At 68.2% G+C, this 20057-nt stretch carries 25 protein-coding genes and 1 tRNA gene; 19 read left to right on the forward strand and 7 right to left on the reverse strand.

Translation table 11 applies throughout. The annotated features are described in order from the left end of the window. The coding region (gene tolA, locus AC07XS_RS11825; protein ID WP_494732673.1) for a cell envelope integrity protein TolA at positions 1-486 on the forward strand (486 nt) is incomplete at its 5' end. Positions 487-489: 3 nt separating this feature from the next. On the opposite strand, the gene AC07XS_RS11830 is transcribed toward tolA, so the two are convergent. Both AC07XS_RS11830 and AC07XS_RS11835 read right to left on the reverse strand, forming a co-directional pair. Then, positions 490-927 (reverse strand): TA system VapC family ribonuclease toxin, encoded by a 438-nt coding sequence (locus AC07XS_RS11830; protein ID WP_182714572.1) that lies wholly within the window; start codon positions 925-927, stop codon positions 490-492. After that, positions 924-1151, reverse strand: coding sequence for a hypothetical protein (locus tag AC07XS_RS11835; RefSeq protein WP_054764717.1), 228 nt, complete (start codon positions 1149-1151; stop codon positions 924-926). The genes AC07XS_RS11830 and AC07XS_RS11835 overlap by 4 nt, the downstream gene beginning before the upstream one ends. Before the next feature lie 144 nt (positions 1152-1295). Between AC07XS_RS11835 and tolB the strand changes: the two genes are divergently transcribed. From tolB to ftsH, 6 genes are all read left to right on the forward strand, one after another. After that, complete coding sequence (tolB, locus tag AC07XS_RS11840) at positions 1296-2669, forward strand: Tol-Pal system beta propeller repeat protein TolB (RefSeq protein ID WP_152949498.1); 1374 nt, start codon at positions 1296-1298, stop codon at positions 2667-2669. A gap of 153 nt (positions 2670-2822) precedes the next feature. Beyond that, positions 2823-3380 (forward strand): peptidoglycan-associated lipoprotein Pal, encoded by a 558-nt coding sequence (gene pal / locus AC07XS_RS11845; protein WP_152949499.1) that lies wholly within the window; start codon positions 2823-2825, stop codon positions 3378-3380. A 113-nt stretch (positions 3381-3493) separates the two neighbouring features. Then, a complete protein-coding gene (locus AC07XS_RS11850; protein WP_152949500.1) occupies positions 3494-4603 on the forward strand; it encodes a DUF3667 domain-containing protein in 1110 nt (369 codons plus the stop codon). A gap of 42 nt (positions 4604-4645) precedes the next feature. After that, positions 4646-5488 (forward strand): tol-pal system YbgF family protein, encoded by an 843-nt coding sequence (locus tag AC07XS_RS11855; RefSeq protein ID WP_054764721.1) that lies wholly within the window; start codon positions 4646-4648, stop codon positions 5486-5488. Continuing rightward, positions 5479-6792, forward strand: coding sequence for a tRNA lysidine(34) synthetase TilS (tilS, locus tag AC07XS_RS11860; RefSeq protein WP_182714571.1), 1314 nt, complete (start codon positions 5479-5481; stop codon positions 6790-6792). The genes AC07XS_RS11855 and tilS overlap by 10 nt, the downstream gene beginning before the upstream one ends. A 49-nt stretch (positions 6793-6841) precedes the next feature. Then, positions 6842-8806 (forward strand): ATP-dependent zinc metalloprotease FtsH, encoded by a 1965-nt coding sequence (gene ftsH, locus AC07XS_RS11865; protein WP_054764722.1) that lies wholly within the window; start codon positions 6842-6844, stop codon positions 8804-8806. A 71-nt stretch (positions 8807-8877) separates the two neighbouring features. Here ftsH and AC07XS_RS11870 read toward each other — a convergent pair whose 3' ends face one another. Continuing rightward, positions 8878-9492 (reverse strand): malonic semialdehyde reductase, encoded by a 615-nt coding sequence (locus AC07XS_RS11870; RefSeq protein WP_054764723.1) that lies wholly within the window; start codon positions 9490-9492, stop codon positions 8878-8880. 161 nt (positions 9493-9653) lie between these two features. Here AC07XS_RS11870 and AC07XS_RS11875 point away from each other — a divergent pair, with 161 nt between their 5' ends. The 7 genes from AC07XS_RS11875 (at position 9654) to AC07XS_RS11905 (ending at position 14268) form a co-directional block, all read left to right on the forward strand. Further along, positions 9654-9983 (forward strand): YbaB/EbfC family nucleoid-associated protein, encoded by a 330-nt coding sequence (locus AC07XS_RS11875; protein ID WP_054764724.1) that lies wholly within the window; start codon positions 9654-9656, stop codon positions 9981-9983. After that, positions 9983-10585 carry a recombination mediator RecR gene (recR, locus tag AC07XS_RS11880; protein ID WP_054764725.1) on the forward strand — a complete coding sequence of 201 codons (603 nt, stop codon included), beginning with the start codon at positions 9983-9985 and terminating at the stop codon, positions 10583-10585. Before AC07XS_RS11875 ends, recR begins: the two co-directional genes overlap by 1 nt. A 44-nt stretch (positions 10586-10629) precedes the next feature. After that, positions 10630-11844, forward strand: coding sequence for a DNA recombination protein RmuC (locus AC07XS_RS11885; RefSeq protein WP_182714570.1), 1215 nt, complete (start codon positions 10630-10632; stop codon positions 11842-11844). Positions 11845-11927: 83 nt separating this feature from the next. Continuing rightward, on the forward strand, positions 11928-12386 hold the full coding sequence (locus AC07XS_RS11890; protein ID WP_054764727.1) for a hypothetical protein: 459 nt from the start codon (positions 11928-11930) through the stop codon (positions 12384-12386). Between the two features lie 11 nt (positions 12387-12397). Then, positions 12398-12601 (forward strand): helix-turn-helix transcriptional regulator, encoded by a 204-nt coding sequence (locus AC07XS_RS11895; protein WP_054764728.1) that lies wholly within the window; start codon positions 12398-12400, stop codon positions 12599-12601. Further along, positions 12598-13251, forward strand: coding sequence for a hypothetical protein (locus AC07XS_RS11900; protein ID WP_054764729.1), 654 nt, complete (start codon positions 12598-12600; stop codon positions 13249-13251). The genes AC07XS_RS11895 and AC07XS_RS11900 overlap by 4 nt, the downstream gene beginning before the upstream one ends. A 42-nt stretch (positions 13252-13293) precedes the next feature. Next, complete coding sequence (locus AC07XS_RS11905) at positions 13294-14268, forward strand: TraB/GumN family protein (RefSeq protein WP_182714569.1); 975 nt, start codon at positions 13294-13296, stop codon at positions 14266-14268. A gap of 18 nt (positions 14269-14286) precedes the next feature. Here AC07XS_RS11905 and AC07XS_RS11910 read toward each other — a convergent pair whose 3' ends face one another. After that, a complete protein-coding gene (locus AC07XS_RS11910; RefSeq protein ID WP_321208095.1) occupies positions 14287-14412 on the reverse strand; it encodes a hypothetical protein in 126 nt (41 codons plus the stop codon). A 78-nt stretch (positions 14413-14490) separates the two neighbouring features. Between AC07XS_RS11910 and AC07XS_RS11915 the strand changes: the two genes are divergently transcribed. The 3 genes from AC07XS_RS11915 (at position 14491) to AC07XS_RS11925 (ending at position 15894) form a co-directional block, all read left to right on the forward strand. Beyond that, positions 14491-14565: transfer RNA gene (locus tag AC07XS_RS11915), tRNA-Gly, on the forward strand. Positions 14566-14840: 275 nt separating this feature from the next. Continuing rightward, entirely contained in the window at positions 14841-15104 is a 264-nt protein-coding gene (locus AC07XS_RS11920; RefSeq protein WP_152949508.1) for a hypothetical protein, read from the forward strand. Between the two features lie 67 nt (positions 15105-15171). Then, entirely contained in the window at positions 15172-15894 is a 723-nt protein-coding gene (locus AC07XS_RS11925; protein ID WP_182714568.1) for a hypothetical protein, read from the forward strand. A 152-nt stretch (positions 15895-16046) separates the two neighbouring features. Here AC07XS_RS11925 and AC07XS_RS11930 read toward each other — a convergent pair whose 3' ends face one another. Then, positions 16047-16817, reverse strand: a complete 771-nt coding sequence (locus AC07XS_RS11930; protein WP_182714566.1) for a DUF1365 domain-containing protein — start codon at positions 16815-16817, stop codon at positions 16047-16049. Continuing rightward, the gene (locus AC07XS_RS11935; protein WP_182714565.1) at positions 16814-18196 is read right to left on the reverse strand and encodes an NAD(P)/FAD-dependent oxidoreductase; all 1383 of its coding nucleotides are present in this window, start codon (positions 18194-18196) and stop codon (positions 16814-16816) included. Before AC07XS_RS11935 ends, AC07XS_RS11930 begins: the two co-directional genes overlap by 4 nt. A 140-nt stretch (positions 18197-18336) precedes the next feature. Here AC07XS_RS11935 and AC07XS_RS11940 point away from each other — a divergent pair, with 140 nt between their 5' ends. Then, complete coding sequence (locus tag AC07XS_RS11940; protein WP_224761244.1) at positions 18337-18900, forward strand: sigma-70 family RNA polymerase sigma factor; 564 nt, start codon at positions 18337-18339, stop codon at positions 18898-18900. Continuing rightward, positions 18897-19535, forward strand: coding sequence for a cadmium/peroxide/UV radiation responsive anti-sigma factor ChrR (gene chrR, locus AC07XS_RS11945; protein ID WP_182714563.1), 639 nt, complete (start codon positions 18897-18899; stop codon positions 19533-19535). Before AC07XS_RS11940 ends, chrR begins: the two co-directional genes overlap by 4 nt. A gap of 74 nt (positions 19536-19609) precedes the next feature. Here chrR and AC07XS_RS11950 read toward each other — a convergent pair whose 3' ends face one another. Continuing rightward, positions 19610-19990, reverse strand: a complete 381-nt coding sequence (locus tag AC07XS_RS11950; RefSeq protein WP_182714562.1) for a hypothetical protein — start codon at positions 19988-19990, stop codon at positions 19610-19612. Between the last annotated feature and the right edge of the window lie 67 nt (positions 19991-20057).

Below are 20057 nucleotides of genomic sequence, written 5' to 3' on the forward strand. Positions count from 1 at the left end.
GCGCCCCCGACGCCGGAAAAGGCCCGGCCGACGCCGCCGCGACCGACCCCGCCGACCCCGACCCGACCGGCGCCGAAGCGCGAGGAGCCGAGCCTGGACCTGGACGCCCTGGCGGGCCCGACGCGCCCGACCAACAATCGCGGCCGCCCGGCGACCGGTCAGCAGGGGTCGGGAACCGCCTCCCAGGCCACGGGGCCGCAGGTCACGGCCATCTTCAACCAGGTCTATCCGAACTGGATCCTGCCCTGCGACATCCCCGGGGCGGACCAGTTGCGCATTCAGGTCGAACTGACCCTGTCGGCCGACGGGCGGATCACGCGCGGCCCCACCCTGGTCAATCCGCAGTCGTCCTCAGTCTATCGGGCGGCGGCGGACGGGGCGCTGCGGGCCCTGCGCCAGACCGCCCCCTTCGACGTGCCCCAGGGCTTTCCCGGCGGCGCCTATCGCCCGACCTTCAACACCGAACGGGCCTGCCGGAACCGGTGAGGCTCAGGTGTCCATGATCAGGTGAAGGGCCGATCGTCCGCCTTTGACGGCGTCTGGGGACAGTCGGCGATCGAAGGTCGCAAGCCGGCCCCCTTTCGAGACCGCCAGAGCCAGGAGATAGGCGTCGGTGATCTGTTCCGGCTTGGTCAGGGCCGAGGGCTCAAACAGGCGTTCGTCGGCCAGACTGACGGCATCCGGCCAAAAGACGTGACCAGCCATGTCTCGCAGCAGAGCGAGAATCCGAACGACATCGGAAGGCGGGCCGACCGGATTGCGATAGCGGCTGCTGCCGACGATGCGGACCAAACCGTTCTCGGTTATCGGACAGGTGGCCCAGGACGGAGCGGCTTCGCGTTGGAACCAGGTATTGGCAGGATGGTGAAAGACGTGGCGGGGATCGACGAGGGCGATCAGCACGTTCACGTCCAACAGATAGGTCAAGGCAGCTCGTCACGCAGGGCGTTGACGTCTTCCAGCGTGACCATGGGCCCAGGCCGATCGGGCAGAAGAGGAACCCCGTTGCGGAAGCGCACCGTGCTCTCACGCTTTTGCAGCGCCTGACGAGCGAGTTCAGACATCACCTCACCCACCGTGCGGTCCTGGTGGGCGGCAAGGGCGCGAGCCGCATTCAGCACGTCGTCGTCTATGGCGAGGGTGGTGCGCATGCCGCCGAAGATAATGCATCACGCATCACGCATCAATGTGAGGCGCGCCTCCTCAAAGTCGCCCCATTCGCCGTGAGAAGCTGGCGATTGTCATACGAACCGGCGATAAGGTCGGCGATCTTTCGAGATTTACGGGAGCATTTGATGCGTCTGAACCTTCTTCTGGCCTCGGTCGCCGCCGTGGCGACGACCGTCTCTTCCGCCCAGGCCCAGAACGTCGCAGCCGCGCCCCAGCAGAGCCAGCCCGTCGAGGTCGAGATCGACCAGGGGGTGCTGCGCCCGCTCCAGATCGCCATCGTGCCCTTCAGCGGCGACCACGGCGCCGACATTTCCAGCGTGATCAGCGGCAATCTGAAACGGTCGGGCTTCTTCGAGCCGTTGAATCCGGCCGGTTTCATCGAGACCGGCCTGACCCTGGCCAATGCGCCCAACTTCCCCCAGTGGACCCAGATCGGCGCCCAGGCGGTGCTGTATGGGGCGGTGACGCCGCGGGCCGACAATCGGGTGGACGTGGGCTTTCGCCTCTATGATCCGTACCGTCAGTGCCAGCTGGTCAGCTATCAGTTCACCGCCACGGCCGAACAGTGGCGCCGGATCGCGCACAAGATTTCCGACGTCATCTATCAGCGGATGACGGGCGAGGCCGGCTTCTTCGATTCCCGCGTCATCTTCGTCTCCGAAGAGGGGACGCAGCTGAACCGGATCAACCGCCTGACCATCGCCGACCAGGACGGGTTCAACCCCGTCTATCTGACCCAGGGCGACGAGGTGATCATGTCGCCGCGCTTTTCGGCCTCCCAGCCGGACGAGATCACCTATGTGGCGCTGGGCAAGGACTACAGCCGGATCTATCTGTACAATCTGACCACGGGCCGGCGCGAAAGCCTGGGTCAGTTCGACGGCCAGGTGCTGGCGCCGCGCTTCTCCAACGACGGCAACAAGATCGCCTTTTCGATCATCCGGGGCGGCAATACCGACATCTATGTGATGGACCTGCGCAGCCGCCAGCTGTCGCGGCTGACGTCGGACCCAGGCATCGACACCTCGCCCTCCTTCAGCCCGGACGGCAGCCAGATCGTGTTCAACTCGGACCGGTCGGGGACGGCGCGCCTCTATGTCATGCGGGCCGACGGCTCGGGCCAGCGGCCGATCTCGCGCGGCGGCGGCGTCTATACGGCGCCGTCCTGGAGCCCGACCGGCGACCTGATCGCCTTCACCAAACAGTCGGGCGGCCGGTTCTCGACGGGGGTGATGAACTCTGACGGCTCGGGCGAGCGCATCCTGTCGTCCAGCTATTTCGAAGAGGGGCCCAACTGGGCGCCCAACGGCCGCTATGTGATGTTCGCCCGCCAGACGCGGGGCGGGGACACCCGGCTGTGGACGGTGGACCTGTCGGGTCGGGTGGTGGCCCAGGCGGGCTACAACGGCCGCGGCACCGACCCGGCCTGGTCGCCGCTGTTGGATGCGCCGCCGTCGAACCTGGGCTTCGGCCAGGGCCCCGACAGCTGCCCGGCCTGAGGTCGGCCGGCGTCGCGTGACGCCGTTCGCCGTCAGACGGAGCCATTCGGCTCAACACTGCGTTATCGCCCCTGGCGCCCAAAATCCGCCAAGGGCAGAACTTAAGGCCAAGCTTGAGGCCGCCGTCCTCATAATCCTTCAGGAGACGACCCGATGAAAAAATCCCGCATCATGACCGTGGCCATGGTCGGCTGCGCCGTCGCCGCCATGGCCGCCTGCGCCCGCAAGCCGGTCGAGGGCGTCGTGCCGACCGAACCCGCGACGACCGCCCCGACCGGCCCGGCCTATCCGACCGCCCCGACCGGCCCGGTGTCCGGCGGCAATATGGGCGCCGCCGCCCCCGGCACGGAACAGGACTTCGTCGTCAATGTCGGCGACCGGATCTATTTCGACCTGGATTCCTATGAGGTCCGGCCCGAGGCCATGCCGCGCCTGGACGCCCAGGCCCAGTGGCTGCAACGCTATCCGTCGGTCACGGTGCGGATCGAGGGCAACGCCGACGAACGCGGCACCCGCGAATACAACCTGGCCCTGGGCGCCCGCCGCGCCGAGGCCGTCCGCACCTATCTGATCAATCGCGGCGTGCCCGCCGGCCGGATCGACACCATCAGCTTCGGCAAGGAGCGCCCGATCGCCGAAGGCTCGAACGAAGAGGCCTGGGCCCGCAACCGCAACGCCCACACCGCCATCGTCTCGGGCGCCGCGCGCTAAGGGGCGAGAGCCGAAATCGAGACCGGAGAGGCGTCGGCAAAGGCCGGCGCCTCTTTTCTTTTCCGCCCGCCCTCCGCAAGGTGGCCTTCGCAAGACGACGGGGGATCAAGGGCGTGGATATCGAAGGAGCCGGCGGGGCCATCACCGGCGGGCTGATCGCGGGGGCGATCGAGAAACCGGCGGGCCAGGCGGGCGAGGCCGGCCACGGCGTCTGTTCGGACTGCGGGGCCGAGACCAGCGGAAACTTCTGCGCCCACTGCGGCCAGCCGACCCATGTCCACCGCACCTTGCTGCATCTGGGCGAGGAGCTGCTGCACGGCGTCATGCATTTCGACGCCCGGGTCTGGCGCACCCTGCCGCTGTTGGCCTTGAACCCCGGCCGTCTCACGCGCGAATGGGTTCAGGGCAAACGCACCCGCTATGTCTCGCCCCTGGCGATCTTTCTGTGCACCCTCTTCATCATGTTCTTCGCCCTCAGCTTCATGCCCCAGCCGGGGGCGCATGAGGGTGAGGCGGAACGCACCGCCCGTCTCCAGGCCGAGGTCGCCGAACAGCGGCTGGGTCTGGTCGAGGCGGAAAAGACCGTCGCCGAACTGCGCGCCGACCCCGAAGTGAACGACAGTCCGATCGCCGCCCAGACCCTGAAGACCGCCGAGGGGGTGGTGGAGAACCGCCGCCAGTCGCTGAACCGGCTGGAGACCGAGCTGCGCGACGGCCGGTCCGACGGCCTGGCCCCCGGCACCTGGCAGGCCCAGGTCAAGGACTTGGCCGCCGACGGCAAGGTCAAGGGCCACGGCCTGGGCGCCGTGCTGCTGAAGAAGCTCCAGAACCCGGACCTGGCCCTCTATAAGCTGCAGCAGACCCTCTATAAGTTCGCCTTCCTGCTGGTGCCCTTCTCCCTGCCGTTCGTGGCCCTGCTGTTCCTGTGGAAACGGGGCTTCACCCTGTACGACCACGGCGTCTTCATCCTGTATTCCCTGACCTTCATGGCCCTGCTGCTGATGGTCATGGTCCTGGCCGGGACGATCAACGGCGTCCTGGGCGGCTTCGTCGGCCTGATCGGGCTGGCGGTCATACCGGCGCATATGTTCGCCCAGTTGAAGGGCGCCTATGGTCTGTCGATCTTTTCGGCCCTGTGGCGGACGGCGGCCCTGCTGTTCTTCTGCAACATCGTCATCGGCCTGTTCGTCACGGCCATCGTCTATCTGGGTCTGGGTCATTAGGTCCGCCTTGCGGCGGCCCCAAATCGGTGAAAGCTAGAAGCCATGATCAAGCTGTCCTTCCCCCGTCTCCTGGCCCTGACGGCCGTCGGCCTGGTTCTGGCCGGGGGCGGCGTCGCCGTCGCCCAGCAGGCCGCGCCCAACATCATGCAGCCCATCGAATGGGACAAACGCCGGCTGGACCAGCTGGACCGCAATGTGCGTCGGCTGGAACGCGCCCTGACCCAGAGGAACGCCGCCGGTCAGCCGGTGCTGGTCGAGCCCGACCCCGAGGTGGTCACCCTCCAGGGCCAGTTCGGCCTGTTGAGCCAGAGGCTGGAGGACCTGGAGGCCACGGTGCGCCGGATCAACGGCGACAACGAACGGCTGACCTTCCAGCTGGACGAGGCCCAGCGCGACAATGCGGCGCTGAGAACCCGGATCGTGGACGCCGAGGGCCGGATCGAGAAGCTGGAGCGGGCGGCCGAGCTGAACGCCCCGATCGAGGCCAATTCCCCGACCGGCGACGCCGGTCAGGACCTGGCGGCGGCCGTGCGGCTGATGGGCGAGGACCGGGCGCGCGGCGCGCGGGCGCTGGAGACGGTGGTCGTGACCTGGCCCGACACCCCCCAGGCGCGCGAGGCCAACTCCCGCCTGGGCGACATCCGCGTCTCGGCCAATGACAAGGCGGGGGCCGTGGCCTTCTACGCGGCGGCCCTGAAGGACTGGCCGCGCATCGGCTGGGCGGCCGATACGACGCTGAAACTGGCCGACGCCCTGTTCGCCACCGACCGCAAGACGCAAGGCTGCGCGGCCCTGGCGGAGTTCACACGCCGCTACGCCCCCTCGGCCTCGGATCCGCAAAAGGCCCGCGCCGCCCAGATGAAGACCGCCGGCGGGTGCAGCTGACGGTCGCGCCGGGCGGCCGGACTGGGGGGCTCCAGTCCCGGCTGTTTGCGCGGCTGGATGATCGGTTGACGGTCGATGACGACCGACCCGTCGCCCTGGCCCTGTCCGGGGGCGGGGATTCCATCGCCCTGATGCGGATGACGGCGGCCTGGGCCCAGACGCGGGGCCGGCCGGTTCTGGCCCTGACGGTGGATCACGGACTGAATCCCGACAGCCCCGCCTGGACCCGGTTCGCGGGCGAGGCGGCCCAGGCTGCGGGCTGCGCCTGGCGGGGTCTGGTCTGGACCGGGGACAAGCCTGTTGCGGGCCTGACGGCGGCGGCGCGGGCGGCCCGGCACCGGCTGATCGCCGAGGCCGCGCGGGCCGCCGGGGCGCGGGTCGTGCTGATGGCCCACACCGCCGACGACGCAGCCGAGGCCGATCTGATGCGGGCCGAGGGCTCGACCCTGGGGCGGGTGCGCGAATGGGCGCCCTCGCCGGCCTGGCCCGAGGGGCGGGGGCTGATGCTGCTGCGGCCCCTGCTGGGCGAACGGCGCGAGACCCTTCGGGCCTGGCTGAGAGATCAGGGCGCCGACTGGATCGAAGACCCCGCCAACGCCGACCCGCGTTTCAGCCGCAGCCGGGCGCGGCGAAGGCTGGCCGAGCCGTCCTTGCAGGATGCGGTCCCTCCGCCCGAGCCCGCGCCGGCGATCAGGGCCGAGGCGGCTGTGGGCGTGCGTTTCTCGGCGGAGGGTTTGGCCCAGACGAGGCGCGACATCGACGCCCGCGCCCTGGCGACGGCCTTGGTCTGTATCGGGGGCGGATCGACGCCGCCGCGCGGCGAAAGGCTGGAGCGGCTGATCAGGCGACTGCGCGACGGCGAGGATTTCGCCGCCGTCCTGTGCGGCACACGGGTCGAGGCCGAGGGGCGGACGGTCCTGATGATGCGCGAAGCCGGAGAACTGGCGCGGACGGCGCGGGCCGACCTGGACCTAGTCCCAGGGGCGGAGACGGTCTGGGACGGCCGGTTCGTGTTTGAAGCCGACGAAGCGGGCTGGCGCGTCGGCGCGGCGCGAGGCCGTCTGGCCCAGTTGGCCCCGTCGGACCGCGCGGCCCTGGGGCGGCTGCCGTCGGCGGCGCGGGGCGCCGAGCCCGTGCTGATCCGGGACGATGAAGGCGCCCCGGTTCTTGCAAGCCCGGCCGTGCGGCGACGCGATCTGGCGCCTGAACGGCTCAGACTGGCGCTGGGCGAAACGACGCATGAGGACGATCTGATCGCGCCGCCATGGCGTAACGCGGCGGAAGCGCCTATTTTCCGAGACTGACAATCCAGCCGTCGGGCCAGAGGGCGCCGGCGGACGACCGAGGACCTCAATGAACCTGCGTAATCTGGCGATCACGGGCGTCATCATCCTGGCCCTGCTGGCGGTCTATGCGGCGGTGTCGCAGGGCGGCGCCATGACCGGCATGGCGGCCCAGGGCGGCCCCGGCGCCGGCCGGCCCGAGACCATCACCTATTCCCAGCTGGTGCAGCGGGTCGAGGCCGGCGACATCAAGGAAGCCACCGTGCGCGGCGACCAGGTGACCGGCGTCTATAAGAACGACGGCCGCTTCTCCGCCACCACCCCCTATCCGAACGAGCAGCTGGTCAACTCCATGCTGGCCAACGGCGTCAACGTCGACGCCAAGACCACGCGCCAGTCGATCTGGATGAGCCTGTTGATGGGCATCCTGCCCATCGCCCTGCTGGTCGGGGTCTGGATCTTCTTCATGCGCCAGATGCAGGGCGGGGCGCGCGGGGCCATGGGCTTCGGCAAATCCAAGGCCAAGCTGCTGACCGAGCACAAGGGCCGCAAGACCTTCGACGACGTCGCCGGCGTGGACGAGGCCAAGGAAGAACTGACCGAGGTGGTCGAATTCCTGAAAGATCCCGGCAAGTTCCAGCGCCTGGGCGGCAAGATTCCCAAGGGTGCCCTGCTGGTCGGCCCTCCCGGCACCGGCAAGACGCTTCTGGCCCGTGCGGTCGCGGGTGAGGCGGGCGTGCCCTTCTTCTCGATCTCGGGCTCCGACTTCGTCGAGATGTTCGTCGGCGTCGGCGCGTCGCGGGTTCGCGACATGTTCGAACAGGCCAAGAAGAACGCCCCCTGCATCATCTTCATCGACGAGATCGACGCCGTCGGTCGCCATCGCGGCGCCGGCCTGGGCGGCGGCAATGACGAGCGCGAACAGACGCTGAACCAGCTGCTGGTCGAGATGGACGGCTTTGAAGCCTCCGAGAACATCATCCTGATCGCCGCCACCAACCGCCCGGACGTCCTGGACCCCGCCCTGCTGCGTCCCGGCCGTTTCGACCGCCAGGTGGTGGTCCCCAACCCCGACGTCTCGGGGCGCGAGCGTATTCTGCGCGTGCATATGAAGGACGTGCCCCTGGCCGCCGACGTCAACGTCAAGACCATCGCGCGCGGCACGCCCGGCTTCTCGGGCGCCGACCTGGCCAATCTGGTCAATGAGGCGGCCCTGATGGCGGCGCGCAAGGACCGTCGCATGGTCACGCACCGCGATTTCGAAGACGCCAAGGACAAGGTGCTGATGGGCTCGGAACGTCGCTCCATGGCGATGAACGAGGAAGAAAAGCGCCTGACCGCCTATCACGAGGCCGGTCACGCCATCGTCGCCATGAACGTCAAGATGGCCGACCCCGTGCACAAGGCCACCATCGTGCCGCGCGGCCGGGCCCTGGGCATGGTCATGCAGCTGCCGGAAGGCGACCGTTATTCGATGAAGTACCAGCAGATGATCGACCGGATCGCCATCATGGCCGGCGGTCGGGTGGCGGAAGAGCTGATCTTCGGCAAGGAGAACATCACCTCCGGCGCCTCGTCCGACATCGAACAGGCGACCAAGCTTGCAAGGGCGATGGTCACGCGCTGGGGCTTTTCCGAAAAGCTCGGCACCGTGGCCTATGGCGAGAACCAGGAGGAGGTCTTCCTGGGCCATTCGGTCGCGCGCAGCCAAAACGTGTCCGAGGAGACGGCCCGCACCATCGACGAGGAGGTCCGCCGTCTGGTCGCCTCGGGCTGGGACGAGGCGCGCAAGATACTGACCGAAAAGGCCGAGCATCACGAGAAACTGTCCCAGGCCCTGCTGGAGTACGAGACCCTGTCGGGCGAGGAGATCAAGGACCTGCTGGAGAAGGGGGTCGCGCCGAACCGCGACGAGAACAACTTCCCCAACGCCGGGCCTTCGGTCTCGGTGCCGGTGACGCCGGTTTCCGATGGGACCGAGATCGAAATCCCGGTCGAAAAGCCCGCCGTGACGAGTGTGCCGACGGTCCACTGAGGGTCAGGCGCAGACAAAAGAAGAAGGGGCGGCCTGCGAAGGCCGCCCCTTTTTTTGACGTCGGACAGGGTTCAGAGAATCTGCGCCGCTTGGTCGAAGCTCAGGCGCGGCGAGCGGGGGAACAGGTTCTCGTCCGTGCCGTAACCCAGGTTCAGAATGTAGTTGGGTTCGACATGGCTGTCGGGGAAGAATTCGGCCTTCACCCCCGCGGCGTCGAAGCCCGACATGGGGCCGACGTCCAGACCCAGGGCGCGGGCGGCGATGGTCAGATAGCCGCCCTGGAGCGAGGCGTTGCGGAAGGCGGTCTCGCGCCGTCCGGCCTCGTCGGCGAACCAGTCGCGCGCGCCCGGCGCATGGGGGAACAGGGTCGGCAGATGGTCGTGGAAGTCGAGGTCCTGAGCCAGGATCAGATTGACCGGCGCCTGCTGGGTCTTGGCGCGATTGCCCTCGCTCATCAGCGGGATCAGCCGGGCCTTGGCCTCGGGCGAGGTGACGAAGACGAAGCGGGCCGGGCCGGCGTTGACGGCCGTAGGGCCGAACTTGGTCAGGTCGTAAAGTTTCTTCAGCAGCTCGGGCGCGACCGGTCGGTCGCTCCAGGCGTTGCGGGTGCGCGCCTCGGTGAAGAGTTGCGCCAGGGCGGCGTCCGACAGAGGGAGGTCGCGGGGGGAGAGAGCGTCATAGGCCATGGGAGTGCGTCCTGATCTGCAAAAGCAACAAAGTCTGGTGCTTATTTAGGCCCTTCAGCAACTGTCACAAGTGCAAATACGGCAATCCATCGTTTCTGAATCTGGACCGGCGCGCCCGCCGCCCCCTGTCGCAAGACGCGGCTTCGTCCTATCTAGGCAGGATGAAAGACCTGACCCAACTGATGCAGCAGGCCCAGGCGATGCAGCAAAAGCTGCAGGACGCCCAGGCCAAGATGGCCGAAACCACCGCCGAGGGCTCCTCCGGCGGCGGGCTGGTGAGCGTGGCCCTGAAGGGCGCGGGCGAGATCACGGCGATCAAGATCGACGACAGCCTCTTGACCCCCGGCGAGGGCGAGATCCTGGCCGATCTGATCGTGGCCGCCCATGCCGACGCCAAGCGCAAGCTGGACGAGGTGAACGCCGCCCTGATGCGTGAGGCCGCCGGCCCCATGGCCGGGATGAATATTCCCGGAATGCCGAAACTGTTCTGATGGCCGCCTCCGCCGGGCCGGAGATCGAGCGGCTCATCTCCCTTCTCGCCAAGCTTCCGGGCCTGGGACCGCGCTCGGCCCGGCGCGCGGCCCTGGCCCTGCTGAAGCGGCGCGAGCAGCTGCTCGTGCCGCTGGCGGCGTCTCTGGCCGAGACGGCCGACAAGGTGGTCTCCTGCTCGGTCTGCGGCGCGCCCGATACGCGCGACCCCTGCGCCGTCTGTTCGGACGGGGCCCGCGACAACGGCCTGATCTGCGTGGTCGAGGAGGCCGGCGCCCTGTGGGCCATGGAGCGGTCCGGCGCCTTCCGCGGCAAATATCATGTGCTGGGGGGGCTGTTGTCCGCTCTGGACGGCGTCGGCCCCGAACATCTGCGCATCGCCGAACTGGTCGGCCGTGTGAAGGGCGGCGCCGTGCGCGAGGTCGTCCTGGCCCTGCCCGCCACGGTCGACGGCCAGACCACGGCCCACTATGTCGCCGAGCGGATCGCCGGCCCGGACGTCCAGGTCACCTCCCTGGCGCGCGGCGTGCCGGTGGGCGGCGAACTGGACTGGCTGGACGACGGCACTATCGTCCAGGCCCTGCGGGCAAGGCGGCCGGCCTAGGCTCGCGTCTTCCCCGAGCCGCCGACTCCAGCTAGGAACGGAGCATGAACATGCTCGTCCTGATCCTCGCCGTTGTCGCTCTTGCTTTCGGGGGCGGTTTTCTGTGGGCCTTTATGGGCTGGCAGAGGGCGCGGGGGGATCTGGCGGCCGCCCAGGTGCGGATCGACCTGGTCGAGGAGAGCCGGGTCACCATGGGCGAGCTGCTGAAGGCCCAGGCGGCTCAGTCGGCCCAGGCGGTCGCGGACCAGATGGTGACGCGCGCGACCGAGACCTTCCGCGCCCAGGACCAGCTGGCGCGCGAGCGGATGGCGGCCCAGCTGAAGCCGGTGGCCGAGACCCTGACGAAGTTTCAGGAACATGTGGCGGCGCTGGAAAAGGCCCGGGCCGAGGAGACCGGCGGCCTGAAGGAACAGCTGACCCAGCTGATGGCCGCCTCGTCGGCCACGCGGGACGAGGCGCGCAAACTGACCGAGGCCCTGCGCGGCAACACCGGGCGGCGCGGCCGCTGGGGCGAGCAGACCTGCCGCAATGTGCTGGAGGCCGCGGGCATGGCCGGGCGGTTCGACTTCACCGAACAGACCTCCAGCGCCGACGACGAGGGGCGGCAGAATCGGCCCGACTTCCTGGTGCGCCTGCCCGGCGGCGGCCTGTTCGTCATCGACGCCAAGGTGCCCCTGGCCTTCGACGAGGAGGAGGGGGACGAGGAGGCGCGCGCCCGGTCGGTCGGCCTGCGCATCGCCGCCAGCCTGAAGACCCATGTGCGCCAGCTGTCGTCCAAGGCCTATCAGGACCAGTTCAAGCCCAGCCCCGATTTCGTCGTCCTGTTCGTGCCGGGCGACAGCTTCCTGTCCACCGCGCTCGACCATGCGCCGAACCTGCTGTCGGACGCGATGGAATCGCGGGTCGTCATCGCCACCCCCTCTACCCTGTTCGCCCTGTGCAAGGCCGTGGCTTACGGCTGGCGCGCCGAGGAACAGGCGGCCAACGCCGACAAGGTCGCGGCCCTGGGCCGCGAACTCTACAAGCGGCTGTCGGTCATGGGCGGCCACGCCTCGGCGGTCGGTCGGGCGCTGGATCAGGCGGTGGGTAAATACAACCAGTTCGTCGGTTCGCTGGAGAGCCAGGTCATGGTCTCCGCCCGCCGGTTCGAGGATCTGCAGGTCGACCACGAGGGCAAGGAAATCCCCGCCCTGGCCCAGGTCGAAACCCAGCCGCGCCTGATCACTCGGCCGGAGCTGACGGGGCCGTCAGACAACTGACCTTGTCTCTTTGACAAGGTCGCTTGACATAATCGACGCACGGTGAGACAAGCATCCTTGTCATAACGACAAGGAGCATTGTCATGGCCAAGGGCCTCTGGAAAATCATCGCCCTCTCGCTCGCCGGCGTTCTCGCCATTGTGGTGCTGGTCGTCGTCGGCGGCGTCATTGCGGTTCTGGCCTCGGACAAGGGGCTGATCGCCGAGGACGCCGCCCTCCTGATCATCTCCGCCGTCATGGCTGTGCTGATGATGGCCCTGTCCCTGTGGCTGGGCGTCGCCTGGATGGCCCGTATCGACGAGGCGGCGCGCGAGGCCCACAAGGCCTCCTGGTTCTACGGCGGATCGGGCGGTCTGGCGGTGGGCGGGGTCTTCATCATCCTGGCCTCCACGCCGCCGGCGGCTCGGCTGACCGTGCCCGCCTGGTTCGACGGGCGCACCGATCCCGCCGCCTATGCCGCCACCGGCGCCGTGGGTCTGATGACCCTGATGCTGATCGGCTATGGCGTCGTCTGGGGCTGGTGGTGGCTGGCGCGGCGGTGAGGAGCTGAACCATGAACAACCGCCTCAAGGTGCTGCGGGCCGAGCGCGACTGGTCCCAGGCCCATCTCGCCGAACTGCTGGGCGTGTCGCGTCAGACGGTCAATGCGCTGGAGACGGGGCGTTACGACCCCTCCCTGCCGCTGGCCTTCAAGATCGCCCGGATCTTCGAACAACCCATCGAATCCATCTTTTCGGAACCGGAGACCCACGGATGACCGTCTCTTCTCCCAGGACTTCCCGTATCCCGCGTCGCATCCTGGTCGCCTTCGGCATCGGGGCGGTGCTGGGCGCGGCCGGCTATGTCTTCGGCCGCTCCGTCCTGCCGCAGCTTATCGGGCCGGACGCCCTGGAGGGCGTGGAGCTTCGCTGGTCCGACGCCATGGCCGCCCTGACCGGGGTCGCCCTGATGATCGGCGCCGCCGCCGTCATCCTGATCAGCTTCGACCCGCGTCGTCTGGCGCAGATGTACGGGATGGAGGAGCCGGCCTCGGCCGAGGAGGGCCGGCAGGCGCGGCTGCAGGCGGCGGTTATGGGCTTCTCCGGCTTCATCCTGCTGCTGCCCATGGTCTTCGCCGTCATCGGACTGGCGCCGGCGATCGCCCTGGGCCTGATCGTCCTGCTGTTCGCCGCCCACACGGCCCTGAACCTCAAGGTCTGGGGCAGCGTCGACGAACTGCTGCGCCGCGCCACCCTTGAGGCTGCGACGGCCACCTTCTTCCTGGGCCAGGGGCTGCTGTTCCTGTGGGCGGCGGGCGAACGGCTGGGTCTGCTGGCGCCCATCACCGCCTGGGACGTCTACGCCGTCCTGATGACCCTCTATCTTTTCGTCTCCGCCGTCGTGTCCACCCGACGCGGCCTGGCCTGACCCCCCTGTCCACCCCTGTCTTTTTAAACGAAGGAAACACCCATGACCCTCGCCAAACGTCTCAAATCCTCCGTCTCCAACCTGGCCCAAGGCGCCGTCGGCGTCGCCGCCGGTCTGGCGCTGGTCTTCGCCATCGCCGGCGCGCCGACCCAGGTTCTGGCCCAGGCCGCCCCGGCGCCGGCCGCCCCGGCCGCCGCGCCCGCCATCCAGGGCCAGGGGCCGGCCCTGTGGGTGATCAAGGACGCGGACTCGACCCTCTATCTGTTCGGCTCGGTCCATGTGCTTCGCCCGACCACCGGCTGGGCCAGCCCGCGCGTCAACGCCGCCTTCGACAGCGCCTCGGACGTCTGGTTCGAGATCACCAATCCCGAAGACCAGGCGGCCATGATGCCCCTGATCCAGCAGTACGGCCTGTCGCCCCAGACGCCCCTGTCCAGCCGTCTGACGCCCGAAGAAGTGGCCCAGCTGGACGTCGCCGCCAAGACCATCGGCGCTTCGGCCGCTCAGCTGGATCCGCTGAAACCCTGGCTGGCCGCCCTGTCCCTCTCGGTCGCGCCCCTGGTCAAGGCGGGCTATGATCCTCAGTCGGGCGTCGAACTGGCCCTGAAGGCCCGCGCCCAGGCCGCCGGCAAGCGCCTGCACGGCTTCGAGACCCTGGAGAAACAGGTCGGCATGCTGGCCACACTGCCGGACGACGTCCAACTGGAGTTCCTGCGCGAAACCCTGAAGGACTTCGACGAGGCGGTGGAGATGCTCGACTCCATGGTCGAGGCCTGGGCCAAGGGCGACGTCCAGGCTCTGGACCGCATCGTGGTCGAAGAAATGAAGACCGATGCGCCGGAACTGTACAAGGTGCTGCTGGTCGACCGGAACACCGACTGGGCCGACCAGATCCAGACCCTGCTGCAAGGCTCCGGCACCGCCTTCATCGCCGTGGGCGCCGCCCACCTGACCGGCGACGACAGCGTCCAGTCCATCCTGCAATCGCGCGGCGTGGCGGTCGAAACGGTAGAATAAGGCGACAGGCGGCGGCGCTCAGGCCTGGTTGACGTCCCAGACGAAGACCACCCACAGCGCCGCCCCCGCCGCTGCGGCCGTCAGGGCCGCCGCCAGACAGCCGAAGGCCAAGCCCTGCGGCCCCTGTCCGTCACCCTGGTTCATGCTCTGGCGCTCCCCTGCGCGCCCATACTGCCCCAAGCCCTTGAGCCCCGCCACCGCCCCGTCTATGGAAACAGGCGCGCGGGCGTAGTTCAGAGGTAGAACGTCAGCTTCCCAAGCTGAATGTCGTGGGTTCGATTCCCATCGCCCGCTCCAGTTTCCCGCCCATCCTCCGATCGCGCCCCTGGCCCCGGACGCCTCTGCACGACGCGCCGTCCGCCCGTCGTGAGGCGCCCGGCACGCCCTGTGCGGGCGGCGCCCCCCAGGCCGAAAAGTATTTAGCACCGCAACTCAGAATTTTTTAAGTTGAAGCGCCCGTAGGTTGTGCGTGCTAAGGGTTTTTGCATCGACATCTGAGCTTTTAGAATCCCCCAGGTTGTGTCTTTACTTGGCCGACGGAGCTGATCCGTCTGCAATGGGGATGTCGTCACATGCGTCGTTTGCTTGTTTCAGGCGCCGCCCTGATCGCCGGCCGGCCGTCGCGGGGCCGCCTCGGCCCAGGGCCAGGGAAAGCGGGCCCTCGATGCAACACCTTCACCACCACGATGACCCTGTCGTCCAAGGGCGTCTGGTCGTTCCGCTTCACCGCCACCCCCTATGGCGAGAACACCACGGCGGTCTGCACCTTCGAGCCCACATCGACCAATGCGTCGACCGGCCGATACTACGCCGACGCCAAGGTCTCCGGTCTCTGATCGGTTTACGTCTTAAAAGGGAAGAGATCGCAATCTGCGATCTCTTTCTCCTTCAGGGAAGCCCGCCATGACCGACGCCCTCAATCCCAAACCGCCTTCGGCTGCGGCCTCGGCCGCCGCGCCCAAATCCGACGCCGCGCCAAATCTCGCGCAGAACATGGAGCGGCTGCGGACCCTCGCCGCGATCATTACGGATGAGAGCGGGAACGTCACCACACAGGCCAAGCATGCGGCGGCTCTGGAGGAGCGCCGGATGTTTCTCGACGGAAAGTTCAAGGGGTCAGGTACGGAGACGACGCCGATATATCTTCAGATCAGCAACAGCGAGTTCAGAAAGAAAATAGATTCTATAAGAACGGAAATGATGAACTTAGACCTCAGTCCTGCGGACGAGGTGAAATTCGTTAATTCATACTCATCAGAAGACCAGCAGATCATATTCGATTTCATTTTAAGTCCCACATACGGAGACGGCTCTCGGCAGTACGCCGACCTCGACAGCTGGAAGAAGAATATGGAGGCCCTGTCCAAGGTTCAGGACTTCATGGCGAAGGCCAAGACGGACCCGGCGGTCAAGGCGGACCCCAAGTTCGCCGAGGCGGAGAAGCTGTGGATGATGGCCGACACCTCCGCGCCGTCCTGGACCGCCCTGGTGCTGCAACTGTTCGGCGAGACGCCCAGTTCGAAACTGGACCTGTCGGACAAGGCCAGGACCGTCGTCGGCGACGTCAAGCCCAACGCCCAGCCCGCCCCCTATGAGCCCGGCGCAGTGGCGTCAAAGCGCGTCTGATCATCGACCGTCTGCGCTAGAGCATGATCGTTTCGGACGGAACCGCTTCGCGGTTCCGACAGAAGCGTGAATCATGCTCTCGCTTTAAATCTGGAGGCTGATTCACCGTTTCAGCGGAACCGCGAAGCGGTTCCTCCTCAACGGATCAGGCTCTAAAGCACCAGAACCCCCGGCTCGGGCGCCGGCTTGCGGGTCAGGGGGGTGCGTTTCAGCCACAGTTTCAGCGCCTCCCAATGGATGGCGGCGACGACCTTCAGCGTCAGCAGCGGCATGGACAGGGCGGCGGCGACCAGGGCGCGGTCGGTCAGGGGGCGACGGCGGCCGGTCATGGCGGTGGCGATCAACAGGCCCTGGGCGTCGCGCCCGTCGACCGCCAGGCTCAGGGTCTCGCCGGGCGGGCGGCCCCGGAAGACATAGTCCATCTCCATCCCCATGAAGGGCGAGACATAGAGGCGTTTGTCGGTCTGCTGGCGGAACCGGTCGTCGTCGACCTCGGCCGCAGGGACCGGCAGGACATAGGACCGGCGCTCGCCGAAGGTGCTGGTGACTTCATAGACCATGGCCGCCAGCCCCCCGTCGGCCCGATGGCAGTAGTAGAGGCTGATGGGGTTGAAGACGAAACCCAGAACGCGCGGCATGGTCAGGAGGCGGATCGCGCCGGAACCGACGTCGATCCCCGCCTCGGCCAGGCGGGCGACGATCTGGCCGCGCAACGGGGCGCCCGAGCCGTCGCCGTGGTCGCGGTCGTAAAAGCCCATCAGGTTTAACCGGCCGCGCGAAAAGGTCTTGAGCCGCCGGTCCAGGGCGTCGATCTCGTCCAGGTCCAGCATCAGCCAGAAGACGCGGTATTTCAGCCGGTGCCGCCGGGGCCTCAGACGGGTGTGAAAGACCCCGCCGACATAGAGGGCCGACGCCCCCGTCACGCGACGCGCGCCAAGGGGGCGGCGCCGGGCGTCAGATGGATGCGGCCGCTCTCGTTCTCGACCGTCCAGGGGCGGCGCACCCCGCCCAGCTGTTCGGCGACGGCGAGACCCGACTGAAGACCGTCCTCATGGAAGCCGGCGCCGAAATGGGCTCCGCAGAACCAGACGCCGCCGTGACCTTGCAGGCTCCACAGGTCTTTTTGCGCCCGGACGGCGGCCGGGTCGAAGATCGGATGTTCGTACAGTTCGCTGCGCAGCAGCGTCCCGGCTGCCGGCGGGCGCGGCGGGTTCAGGGTGACGAACAGGTCCTGGCCCGGCAGGCCCTGAAGCCGGTTCATCCAATAGGTGACGCAAAGGCCGTCGTCCGCCCCGATATAGTTCCACGACGCCCAGGCCCGGCGGCGGCGAGGCATCAGGCCGGGGTCGGTGTGCAATATGGTCAGGTTGCGGCTGTAGCGGAAGGCGCCCAGCAGCTCGCGTTCGCGCGCCGTCGGCTGGGCCAGCATGGCCAGGGCCTGGTCTGCGTGGGCGCCGATGACGACATGGTCGAACCGTTCGGTCGCCCCGGTCGCGTCCTGAACCAGAACCCCGCCCTCGATCCGTCGGACTTGGCTCACGGCCCGGCCCAGGCGCGACCCCTCGCCGCCGCGGCCGGCGGCGGCCGGGTTGGCCGCGATCTGGTTGGCCGAAATCTGGCGCGCCAGTTCCTGGACATAGACCCGGCTGCCCCCGACCACGGTGCGCCACAGCGGCCGGCCGACCAGTTTCAGCAGGCCGTGATTGCCGCAGAACCTCAGGAAGGACTCGGCCGGATAGTCCAGCAGCGTATGGGCCGGCGACGACCAGATGGCGGCGGCCATGGGCAGAAGGTGATCGTCGCGGAAGGCCTCGCTGAAGCCCTCGCGCTTCAGATAGTCGCCCAGGGTCACGTCGCTGTCGGCCAGGGCCGCCAGCCCTTCCGGCGCCGAGCGATAGAAGCGCAGAATCTCGCTCAGCATCGACCAGAAGCGCGGGCGCAGCATGTTCCGGCGCTGGGCGAACAGGCCCGGCGCCGCATATTCGAACCGGCCCTGATCCAGGGAGACGGCGAAGGACATGTCGGTGGCCTGGGTCTTCAGCCCCAGATGGGCGAACAGGGCGATCAGGTTCGGATAGGTGGCGTCGTTGAAGACGATGAAGCCGGTGTCCACCGCCGTCTCGCCCTCCGCCGAACGGACGTCGACCGTGTTCGAATGGCCCCCCAGCCGATCCTCGCGCTCATAAAGGGTCACGTCGTGACGGCCCGACAGCAGCCAGGCGCAGGACAGGGCCGAGACGCCGGAGCCCACGACGGCGATCCGCAGGCGGGGACCAGTCTGTACGGCGGCTGAAGGGGGCATTGGGTTTCCAGAAGGGCGGATGTTTGCGACGATACGCCGCCCGCTCTGCGGCGGATCACGAAATGATCCAGACTTCGACCTGAACCGTATTAGGGTCGATGCATGAGCAGATTTCCATCCTTCGGCCGATTCGGACGCCCGTGATCCCGGCGGGCGACGATTTCGACCGCCTGATCGAGGCGGTGGCGATGCGACGCGATCGGGACGCCTTCGCGCGCCTGTTCGACCATTTCGCCCCGCGGCTGAAGGCCTATCTGATGAAGGCGGGCGCCACGGCCGGCGCGGCCGAGGACTTCGCCCAGGACGCCATGCTGACCGTCTGGCGCAAGGCCGAGCTGTTCGACCGCACCAAGGCCCATGCCGCGACCTGGATCTTCACCATCGCCCGCAACCGGCGGCTGGACGTGCTGCGCCAGGACGCGCGGCGTCTGCCCCTGCCCGAGATCGACCTGGTTCAGGACGAGCCGGAACAGCCCGACACGGTCGTTCTGGCCGCCGAAAACGCCGCCCGGCTGAAGGCCGCCATGGCGCGGCTTTCGCCCGATCAGATCGAGGTGCTGCGCCTGGCCTTCTTTCAGGACAACCCCCATTCCGAAATCGCCCGACGGCTGGAACTGCCGCTGGGCACGGTGAAGTCGCGTATTCGCAAGGCCATGATCAAGCTGAGAACCCTGCTGGACGACGAACAGGGAGGGGCGGCGTGACCGGCGCGCACAATCCCTCCGAAGAGCGGCTGTTGGCCTATGCGGCCGGTACCCTGAGCCCGCCCGAGGCGGTGGTGGTCGCCGCCCATCTGGCGATGCGGCCCCAGAACGAGGCCTGGGTCAGGGCGCTTCAGGCCGTAGGCGGCCGTCTGCTGGACGAGCTGGAGCCTCAGGCCCTGGCCGAGGACGCCCTGGCGCGGGTGATGGCGCGCGCCGAGACCGACGCCGGAGAGGTTCTGGCCTCCACGCCGCTGAACGACATGGCCGGCCTGCCCGAGCCGTTGCGCCGCTACGCCTTGGGGCCGTGGCGCTGGCTGGGACCGGGCATGCGCGCCCGCGACGTCCATGCGCCGCGCGACGGCGACTGCCGCGTCATCCTGCTGGAGATCGGGCCGGGGCGGGAGACGCCCAAACACACCCATGGCGGGATCGAGCTGACCTGCGTCATCCACGGCGCCTACGCCACCGAGACGGCGCTGTTCGAGCCGGGCGATTTCGAAGAGGCGGACGGCGAGGTGCTGCACCAGCCGCGCGTGGTCTCGCCCGATCCCTGCCTGTGCGTCGTGGCCCTGGACGGCCAGATCCAGCTGGACGGCTGGCTGGGCAAGCTGATGCAGCCCTTCATCAAACTGTAGGCCCACAAGGAAAGACGCCCGGTCCGCAGGGACCGGGCGTGGGGCGTCTTGGTTTTCAGGCCGGGAGAGGGCGATCAGCCGCGACGATTGTCCCAGTCGCGGCGCTCATAGCGGACCTGGGCCGCCAGGCGATCCAGGCGGCGGTCCAGATCGGCGCGCTCCCAACCGCTGAGGCCGCCCCGGCGGTAGCCGGCTTCCAGACGCTGGACGCTGTTGAGTTCGGCGCGCAGACGGCCGGCTTCGCGGCGGCTCAGCTGGCCGGTGCGGAGGCCCTGGTCGATGCGGCGGTCGAGTTGGTCGATGCGGACGTTGACCGAGGGGCCGTAGCCGTAGCCGGCGGGCTGGGCGTGATGCGGACGACCATGAGGGCCGTAGGATTGGGCGGCGGCGGGCAGGGCGGCCGAGGCCGCGGCGGCCAGGACCAGGGCGGGGATGAGGGCTTTCTTGTTCAGCATCGGATCAATCCTTGCGTTGGGGACGCTCCGAGGGGGAGCGCCGATGAAGCCAAGAGACCACGCCCCG

Source organism: Brevundimonas sp. GW456-12-10-14-LB3 (assembly GCF_059424365.1).

Coding starts and splice junctions, on each gene's coding strand:
- AC07XS_RS11835 (WP_054764717.1), bottom strand. CDS start 1,151: ATGCGCACCACCCTCGCCATAGACGACGACGTGCTGAATGCGGCTCGC.
- tolB (WP_152949498.1), top strand. CDS start 1,296: ATGCGTCTGAACCTTCTTCTGGCCTCGGTCGCCGCCGTGGCGACGACC.
- pal (WP_152949499.1), top strand. CDS start 2,823: ATGAAAAAATCCCGCATCATGACCGTGGCCATGGTCGGCTGCGCCGTC.
- AC07XS_RS11855 (WP_054764721.1), top strand. CDS start 4,646: ATGATCAAGCTGTCCTTCCCCCGTCTCCTGGCCCTGACGGCCGTCGGC.
- ftsH (WP_054764722.1), top strand. CDS start 6,842: ATGAACCTGCGTAATCTGGCGATCACGGGCGTCATCATCCTGGCCCTG.
- AC07XS_RS11870 (WP_054764723.1), bottom strand. CDS start 9,492: ATGGCCTATGACGCTCTCTCCCCCCGCGACCTCCCTCTGTCGGACGCC.
- AC07XS_RS11875 (WP_054764724.1), top strand. CDS start 9,654: ATGAAAGACCTGACCCAACTGATGCAGCAGGCCCAGGCGATGCAGCAA.
- recR (WP_054764725.1), top strand. CDS start 9,983: ATGGCCGCCTCCGCCGGGCCGGAGATCGAGCGGCTCATCTCCCTTCTC.
- AC07XS_RS11885 (WP_182714570.1), top strand. CDS start 10,630: ATGAACATGCTCGTCCTGATCCTCGCCGTTGTCGCTCTTGCTTTCGGG.
- AC07XS_RS11890 (WP_054764727.1), top strand. CDS start 11,928: ATGGCCAAGGGCCTCTGGAAAATCATCGCCCTCTCGCTCGCCGGCGTT.
- AC07XS_RS11895 (WP_054764728.1), top strand. CDS start 12,398: ATGAACAACCGCCTCAAGGTGCTGCGGGCCGAGCGCGACTGGTCCCAG.
- AC07XS_RS11900 (WP_054764729.1), top strand. CDS start 12,598: ATGACCGTCTCTTCTCCCAGGACTTCCCGTATCCCGCGTCGCATCCTG.
- AC07XS_RS11905 (WP_182714569.1), top strand. CDS start 13,294: ATGACCCTCGCCAAACGTCTCAAATCCTCCGTCTCCAACCTGGCCCAA.
- AC07XS_RS11910 (WP_321208095.1), bottom strand. CDS start 14,412: ATGAACCAGGGTGACGGACAGGGGCCGCAGGGCTTGGCCTTCGGCTGT.
- AC07XS_RS11920 (WP_152949508.1), top strand. CDS start 14,841: ATGCGTCGTTTGCTTGTTTCAGGCGCCGCCCTGATCGCCGGCCGGCCG.
- AC07XS_RS11925 (WP_182714568.1), top strand. CDS start 15,172: ATGACCGACGCCCTCAATCCCAAACCGCCTTCGGCTGCGGCCTCGGCC.
- AC07XS_RS11935 (WP_182714565.1), bottom strand. CDS start 18,196: ATGCCCCCTTCAGCCGCCGTACAGACTGGTCCCCGCCTGCGGATCGCC.
- AC07XS_RS11950 (WP_182714562.1), bottom strand. CDS start 19,990: ATGCTGAACAAGAAAGCCCTCATCCCCGCCCTGGTCCTGGCCGCCGCG.